Genomic DNA, 8,290 nt, shown 5'->3' with positions numbered 1-8,290 from the left:
AGCAGCCCCGACACCCGGGCCGCCCCGTCTTTCACCGGACCGACGCTGAAGTAGCGCTCGGCCATCGCCCGCTTGTGCAGATCTTCGACGGCGCGCACCGACAGTTCGCCGGCGAGCTTCGCCCCGGCCTCGCGGACCCGGTCGGCCGGCGCCGCCTGCGCCAGCTCGACGAGGGCCTGCTCGGCCCCGGCCGCCTCCACCGGGTCGGTGTCGTGCGCCGCTCTGCCGAGCGTCTGCGTGATGGCCTGCGCCGACTCCCGCCCGATGCGCCCGGCCAGCACGGCCTCGGCCAGGTGCGGCAGCTTCGCGACCTGCTCCGCATCCCGCACCAGCTGCCGCGCTTCCTTGCCCGACGAGCCGGTGACCGCCTCCAGCGCGTCGGCCGCGGTGCGATACCCGAGCCGCCGGGCCAGCGAATCATGATCGTCGGCGGACCGCCGGGTCATCTCGCCGGCGTTCACCAGCTCGATCGCGTCGAGCTGCCGGCGCACCTCGGCGGTCGCCTCGAGGAAGGCGACGAACTCGCGCGGCGGAAGGGACGAGACATCCGTCGGCAGCAACGCGCACAAACGCGCCATCGCGTCCGCTGCGGCCGGGCCGATCGTCGTCATCACACGCTCCACACACAGGGCGAAGCACACCCCTTCGGGCGGCTTCTTCGGTTGTGGCGCGGACAGCTACAGACTAGCACATGTGTAGCACTCTTCGACAGCACTTTCCACACAAACTTGTCCACAGATTAGAACGCACGTCCGAGTTCTCCACAGCCCCGCACGACCCCGCAACACCCCCGCCCGTGCGAAACTGAAGAGCCCATGCCTGACACCCCCCAGCTCCCCCGGATCACGTTTCCGGAAGACCTTCCCGTCTCCCGCAAGCGCGACGAGATCGCCGAGGCCATCGCGAACCACCAGGTCGTGATCGTCGCCGGCGAGACCGGCTCGGGCAAGACCACGCAGCTGCCGAAGATCGCACTGCAGCTGGGCCGCGAGCGCATCGGGCACACCCAGCCGCGCCGGCTGGCCGCGCGCACCATCGCCGAGCGCATCGCCGAGGAGCTCGGTGAACCGCTCGGCCAGACCGTCGGCTACAAGGTGCGCTTCACCGACCAGGTGAGTGCGGCCACCCGGATCAAGCTGATGACCGACGGCATCCTGCTCAACGAGATGCACCGCGATCGCGACCTCGCGGCCTACGACACGATCATCATCGACGAGGCCCACGAGCGCAGCCTCAACATCGACTTCCTGCTCGGATACCTCGCACAGCTGCTGCCCCGCCGCCCCGACCTCAAGCTGATCATCACCTCGGCGACGATCGACCCCGAGTCGTTCGCGAAGCATTTCGCGGATGCCTCGGGCCGGCCCGCCCCGATCGTGGAGGTCTCCGGGCGCACGTACCCGGTGGAGATCCGGTATCGGCCGCTCGTCGCGGAGGAGGTCGAGGACGAGGATGTGGATGCGGGTCTCCATTCGCCGGCTGCGCCGGCGAGTCGACCAGCGGGCGGCGGCACAGACCGCGACGTCAATCAGGGGATCATCGACGCGCTCGACGAGCTGGCCCGCGAGAAGCCCGGCGATGTGCTCGTCTTCCTCTCCGGAGAGAACGAGATCCGCGACGCGGCCGACGCGATCCGCGGCCACCTGACCCGCCGCGGGCAGGCCGACACGACCGACGTGCTGCCGCTGTACGGGCGCCTCTCCGCCGCCGAGCAGCATCGCGTCTTCGAGCCGAGCTCGCGCCCCGGCATCCGTCGCCGCGTCGTGCTCGCCACGAACGTGGCCGAGACCAGCCTCACCGTGCCCGGCATCAAGTACGTCATCGACGCCGGGCAGGCGCGCATCTCGCGCTACTCGACCCGCGCGAAGGTGCAGCGGCTGCCCATCGAGGCGATCAGCCAGGCGTCGGCGACGCAGCGCTCGGGCCGCGCGGGCCGCACCAGCGACGGCATCGCGATCCGCCTGTACTCGCAGGAGGACTTCGAGAAGCGCCCCGCGTTCACCGAGCCCGAGATCCTGCGCACGAACCTCGCGGCCGTGATCCTGCAGATGATCTCGCTCGGGCTCGGCGACATCGAGGCGTTCCCGTTCCTCACCAAGCCGGACCCGCGCGGGGTGAAGGACGGGCTCGATCTGCTCACGGAGCTGGGCGCGGTTTCGAGACGCGCCTCCGGCGCTCCTCAACCGGCGGGGGGACGCGCCTCCGGCGCTCCTCAACCGGCGGGGGGACGCGCCTCCGGCGCTCCTCAACCGGCGGGGGGACGCGCCCGCGGTCTCCATTCGCCGGCTTCGCCGACGAGTCGAGCGGCGGGTGCGCGCGGCCAAAGCGAACTGCGCCTCACGCGCATCGGGCGCGACCTCGCCCGGCTGCCGATCGATCCGCGCTTCGCCCGCATGGTCATCGAGAGCCGCAAGCACGGCACCACCCGCGAGGTGATGGCGATCGTCGCGGGCCTCACCATCCAGGACCCGCGCGAGCGCCCGGTCGACCGCCGCGGCACCGCCGACCAGCTGCACGCGCGCTTCGCCGATCCGACCAGCGACTTCCTCACCCTGCTGAACCTCTGGAACCACCTCGAGGAGAAGCAGCGCGAGCTCTCCAGCAGCGCGTTCCGCCGGCTGTGCAAGGCCGAGTTCCTGAACTACCTGCGCGTGCGCGAATGGCAGGACGTCTACCGGCAGCTCACGCGCATGGCGCGCGAGCTGAAACTCGAGGTGGGCGAGCCGGCCGTGAACCCCGACGGCATCCACAAGAGCCTGCTCGCCGGCCTGCTCAGCCACCTCGGACTGCGCGACCAGGCCAAGCGCGACTACGCGGGCGCCCGCGGCACGCGGTTCGTCATCTTCCCGGGCTCCACGCTCGCGAAGAAGCAGCCGCCCGCTGTGATGAGCGCCGAGCTCGTGGAGACGAGCCGCCTCTTCGCGCGCATGAACGCCGCGATCGACCCCGCCTGGGCCGAGCCGATCGCCGGCGACCTGGTCAAGCGGCAGTACTCCGAGCCGCACTGGGAGAAGAACCAGGGCGCCGCCGTCGCCTACGAGAAGGTCACGCTCTTCGGCGTGCCGATCGTCGAGCGGCGCCGCGTGCAGTTCGCCCGCATCGACCGCGACTATGCCCGCACGCTGTTCCTGCGCCACGGCCTCGTCGACTGCGAGTGGCCGACCGAGCGCAAGGGCCCGCTGTTCGAGTTCGACCGCCGCAACCGCGCCCTCGTGCGCCGCCTGCAGCAGCTCGAGGAGCGCACCCGCCGCCGCGACATCCTCGACGGCGACGAGGCCGTGTTCGCGTTCTACGACGAGCGCGTGCCGCGCGACGTCGTCGACACCCGCAGCTTCGAGCGCTGGTGGCGCGAGGCCCGCACAGAGCACCCAAAGCTGCTCACCATGACCGAGCGGATGCTTCTCGCCGACGCCTCCCCCGAGGAACTGGTCGACCACGACGCGTTCCCCACGATCTGGCGGCAGGGCGACCAGCGCTTCCAGCTCTCCTACCGCTTTGAGCCCGGCGCGGAGGACGACGGCGTGACCGTCACCGTGCCCCTGCCGCTGCTCGCGCGCCTCGGCCCCGCCGGCTTCGACTGGCAGGTGCCGGGGCTGCGCACCGAGCTCGTGACGGCGCTGATCCGCTCGCTGCCCAAGGCACTGCGCCGCTCGGTGGTGCCCGCGGCCGACTGGGCGGCGAAGATCGTCGCGGAATTGCCCGAAGAGCCGAACGCGCCGCTCACCGAAGCCGTGGCATCCGTCATCAAACGCCTCACCTACGCGCCCGTCGACGCCGACGACTTCGACCTCGAGCGGGTGCCCGCGCACCTGCGCCCCACCTTCGCCGTGATCGACGAGCGCGGCAAGCGACTCGGCCGCAGCAAGGACCTCGCCGAGCTGCAGCGCCGCTTCGCGACCCGCGCCCGCGACTCGGTCGCCGCCGTCGCCACCGCCCGCGTGCCCAACGCGCTCGAGCGCGACGAGGTGCCCGAGTGGGACATGCGCGAGCTGCCGCGCCAGGTCGACACCACCGTCGGGGGCCTGAAGAACACCGTGCGCGGCTACCCGGCGCTCGTCGACGAGCGGGGCAAGGTTGCGCTGCGCATCCTCGCCACCCCGGCCGAGCAAGCGCGCCAGCACCCGCGCGGCGTGCGGCGGATGCTGCTGAACGAGATCCCCTCCCCGGCCTCTTACGTGCAGGAGCACCTGACCGCGCCGGAGAAGCTCGCCCTGGCCGTCGCCCCCTACGCGAGCACCCCCGCGCTGTTCGCCGACTGCCTCGCCGCGGTGGTCGACGAGGTGCTCGCCGCCGACGCGACGCACGGGCTCGTCTTCACGAAGGCCGACTACGAGCGGGTGCGCGATCGGGTCTCGGCGGTCGTGGTCGACGCCATGTTCGACACCGTGAAGCACGTGGCGCGCACGCTCACCGCCGCCCGCAAGGCCGAGAAGGCCGTGGCCGCCGCGACGAGCATGGCGCTGCTCGCGGCGCTCACCGACATGAAGCAGCAGCTGGCGAACCTCGTCTACCCCGGCTTCGTCTCCGCGACCGGCCGCGCGCAGCTGAAACACCTGCCGCGCTACCTCGAGGGCATCGCCTACCGGGCCGAGAAGCTGCCCGACAATCCGGGCCGCGACCGGGCGTGGATGACCGAGGTGCAGACGGCGACCGCCCGCTACGCCGAGGCGGGTGGCACCCTGCCGCTCGACCCGCACGCGCCCGAGAAGCTGCGGCACACGAGGTGGATGCTCGAGGAGCTGCGCATCAGCCTCTTCGCCCAGCCGCTCGGCACGGCCGAGAGCGTGTCGCTGCAGCGCATCGCCAAGGTGCTGGCCGCGTGACGCCCCGATTGGCAGCGGCGCCTCGCGGTCGCCTAACCTCATCATGATGACCGACGCCCAGACCACCAGCACCGAGCTCAGCCGTCGCCGCCGCATCCGTGAAGAGGTCGACGGGTCCCTGCGCAGCGACGTGCGCCTGCTCGGCGAACTGCTCGGCCGGGTGCTCGCCGACGCCGGCGGGCCCGAGCTGCTCGACGACGTCGAGCACCTGCGCGCACTGACCATCGCCGCCTACGAGGACGGCGACCTCGCCCGCTTCGAGGAGGCCGAGCGGCTGGTCGCCTCGTTCAGCCCCGAGCGCGCCGAGCAGGTCGCCCGGGCGTTCACCGCCTACTTCCACCTCGTCAACCTCGCCGAGGAGCAGCACCGCATCCGTCGCTTGCGCGGCCGCGACGTGAAGGGCCGGGCCGAGGGCCGCACCGACACCTTCGCCGGGGCGATCGCCCACCTCGTCGACGAGGTGGGCGAGGAGGAGACGCAGCGCCGCGTGCAGCAGCTGCGCTTCCACCCCGTGCTCACCGCGCACCCCACCGAGGCCCGCCGCCCCGCGGTCTCGAGCGCCATCCGCCGCATCGCCGAGCTGCTCGCCGTGCGCGACGACCCGCGCATCGGCTACTCGACCGCGGTCGAGAACGAGCGCCGGCTGCTGGAGGAGATCGACATCCTCTGGCGCACCTCGCCGCTGCGCTCCACCCGGCCCACCCCGCTCGACGAAGTGCGCACGGCGATGAACGTGTTCGACACGACCCTGTTCCAGGTGCTGCCGCAGGTCTACCGCAAGCTCGACGACTGGCTTCTGGGCACGGATGCCGGGCGCGCGCCCTCACGGGCGCCGGCCTTCGTCCGCTTCGGCTCCTGGATCGGCGCCGACCGCGACGGCAACCCCTACGTCACCGCCAAGGTCACCCGCAAGGCGGCCTCGATCGCCAGCGAGCACATCCTGCTCGGCTACGAGCACGCCGCGAACCGCATCGGGCGCACCCTCACCCTCTCGGCCGACGACGCCCCGCCGTCGCCGGCGCTGCTCGAGCTTTGGGCGCGCCAGCGCTCACTCTCGGAGGACGCGGCGGGCGACATCGACCTGCGCTCGCACACCGAGCCACACCGCCGCGCGCTGCTCTTCGTCGCCGAGCGCATCGTGGCGACCCGGCTGCGCAACGCCGACCTCTCCTACGCCGACCCCGACGAGCTGCTCGACGACCTCAACGTGATCCAGTCGTCGCTGCGCGACGGCGGCGCGGCGCGGGCGGCCTCGGGCGAGCTGCAGCACCTGATCTGGCAGGTGCAGACCTTCGGCTTCCACCTCGCCGAGCTCGAGGTGCGGCAGCACTCGAAGGTGCACCGGCAGGCCCTGGCCGAGCTCGAGGCCGGCGGCGAGCGCTCGGAGATGACCGAGGAGGTGCTCGAGGTCTTCCGCACCATCAAGACCCTGCAGAAGCGCTTCGGCGTCGACGCGGCCCGCCGCTACATCGTCTCCTTCACCCAGTCAGCGCAGGATCTCGAGAACGTCTACACCCTGGCGGCGCGCGCCCTCGGCTCGCCCGAGAAGGCGCCCGTGCTCGACGTGATCCCGCTCTTCGAGACCTTCGCCGACCTCGAGAACTCCACCGACATCCTCGCCGGCCTCATCGAACTCGAGCCGGTCCAGCAGCGGCTCGCGGCGACCGGCCGCAAGCTCGAGGTGATGCTCGGCTACTCCGACTCGTCGAAGGACGTCGGCCCCGTCTCCGCGACCCTCGCGCTGTACTCCGCGCAGAGCCGCATCGCCGAATGGGCGAAGGAGAACGACATCGAGCTGACCCTGTTCCACGGCCGCGGCGGCGCACTCGGCCGCGGCGGCGGCCCGGCCAACGAGGCGGTGCTGGCGCAGCCGCCGGGCAGCGTCGACGGCCGCTTCAAGCTCACCGAGCAGGGCGAGGTCATCTTCGCCCAGTACGGCGACCGCATGATCGCCGCCCGCCACCTCGAGCAGATGGCGTCGGCGACGCTGCTGGCCAGCGCCCCGTCGAACGAGGAGCGCAACCACGCGGCATCCGTGCGGTTCTCGGCGCTCGCCCGGCGCCTCGACGAGGTGAGCCGCGCGCGGTTCTTCGAGCTCGTGCGCGCCGACGGCTTCGCCCAGTGGTTCGGGCAGGTGACCCCGCAGGAGGAGGTCGGCCTGCTCGCGCTCGGCTCGCGGCCGGCCCGCCGCGGCCTGTCGCTCGAGTCGCTCGAGGATCTGCGGGCGATCCCCTGGGTGTTCGCCTGGACGCAGGCCCGCATCAACCTGACCGGCTGGTTCGGGCTCGGCTCGGCGCTCGCCGCCGTCGGCGACATCGAGGCGCTGCGCTCGGCGTACGCCGAGTGGCCGCTGTTCCGCACCATGATCGACAACGTCGAAATGTCGCTGGCGAAGACCGACGAGCGGCTCGCGCGCCGGTACCTCGCCCTCGGCCTGCGCGACGACCTCGCCCAGCTCGTGCTCGACGAGATGGAACTCACCCGCCGCTGGGTGCTCACCACCTCGGGCCACGCGGAACTGCTCGACGGCAGGCCCGTGCTGCAGCGCGCGGTGCGGCTGCGCTCGCCCTACGTGGACGCGCTGTCGCTGCTGCAGCTGCGTGCGCTGCGGGAGATCCGCGCGACCGGTTCGACCGATGCGACGGATGCCCCGCACCGCCTCATGCTCCTCGCCGTGAACGGCGTCGCGGCGGGGCTGCAGAACACGGGTTAGGCGCCGACGGTCTCCCGCGGCGCCGGCGCGGCCTCCGGGGCGGGCACCGGCGCCACCTCGCGCGCCTCAACCCGCGTCTGCTCGTAGGTGCTGATCGCGTCGCGCAGCATGCCGATCAGCCTCGTGTCGGTGTCGTACACGCACGCCTCGGCGATGCCGACCGCCGCGAGCCCGATGAGCCCCGACACCGCCGACTCGTAGCGGCGCTGCGGCAGCCCCTCAGTGAGCCCGGGGTGCTCGTCGGCCCAGCGGGCCGCCGCCGGAGCCGCCGTGCGGGCCGCCTCGGCGCGGCGGCGCAGCTCCGGCGCCTCCACCCCCAGCTCGTCGAGCCCCTGCAGCATCGCCCGCAGCCCGATCGCGAGGGCCAGCTGCCGCTCCATCGCCGAGACCGGAAGGGCCGAGATCGCGGCGCTGGCCGCCACCTGCAGCCCGCCGCCGCGAGCGCCGCGCAGGCCGATCACGCGCGGCACGTCGCCGAGCAGCTCCTGCCTGCGGCGGTCCGAGACCAGGTCGTTGACCGCCCGCGCGAGCCCGGCCAGCGCCGGATCGGTGCACCCGGGGTGGTCGCTCCACCGCTCCCCCGCCAGGTACGACGCGAACTCCATGAAGCAGGCGCCGCGCCGTGGCGAGCGGTGCCGGCCCGCGGCCAGCCGCGGAAGGTATTCGGGTGTCGTGTCACGAGTCGGCATGTCTGCCTCCCACTGTTACGAAGAAATGCCTCGATCATCACCCCGCGTCGCATCCGCGGCAAGGG

At 72.4% G+C, this 8,290-nt stretch carries 4 protein-coding genes; 2 read left to right on the top strand and 2 right to left on the bottom strand.

Annotated features, from left to right (window positions below; genetic code table 11):
- Positions 1 to 611 (bottom strand): DUF222 domain-containing protein (locus H563_RS0113705; RefSeq protein ID WP_022883153.1); only part of this gene is annotated, 611 nt, incomplete at its 3' end.
- Between the two features lie 204 nt (positions 612 to 815).
- Here H563_RS0113705 and hrpA point away from each other — a divergent pair.
- Both hrpA and H563_RS0113695 read left to right on the top strand, forming a co-directional pair.
- The gene (hrpA, locus tag H563_RS0113700) at positions 816 to 4,823 is read left to right on the top strand and encodes an ATP-dependent RNA helicase HrpA (RefSeq protein ID WP_022883152.1); all 4,008 of its coding nucleotides are present in this window, start codon (positions 816 to 818) and stop codon (positions 4,821 to 4,823) included.
- 46 nt (positions 4,824 to 4,869) lie between these two features.
- A complete protein-coding gene (locus H563_RS0113695) occupies positions 4,870 to 7,536 on the top strand; it encodes a phosphoenolpyruvate carboxylase (RefSeq protein ID WP_155865255.1) in 2,667 nt (888 codons plus the stop codon).
- On the opposite strand, the gene H563_RS16895 is transcribed toward H563_RS0113695, so the two are convergent.
- Positions 7,533 to 8,225 carry a hypothetical protein gene (locus tag H563_RS16895; RefSeq protein ID WP_022883150.1) on the bottom strand — a complete coding sequence of 231 codons (693 nt, stop codon included), beginning with the start codon at positions 8,223 to 8,225 and terminating at the stop codon, positions 7,533 to 7,535. The two genes, H563_RS0113695 and H563_RS16895, sit on opposite strands and share 4 nt — an antisense overlap.
- Positions 8,226 to 8,290 lie beyond the last annotated feature (65 nt).

Origin of the sequence: Gryllotalpicola ginsengisoli DSM 22003, assembly GCF_000419445.1 — a bacterium.
GTDB classification, from domain to species: domain Bacteria; phylum Actinomycetota; class Actinomycetes; order Actinomycetales; family Microbacteriaceae; genus Gryllotalpicola; species Gryllotalpicola ginsengisoli.
Note: the sequence above shows the minus strand (reverse complement) of the source record. Positions and strands in the feature narration are given on the sequence as shown.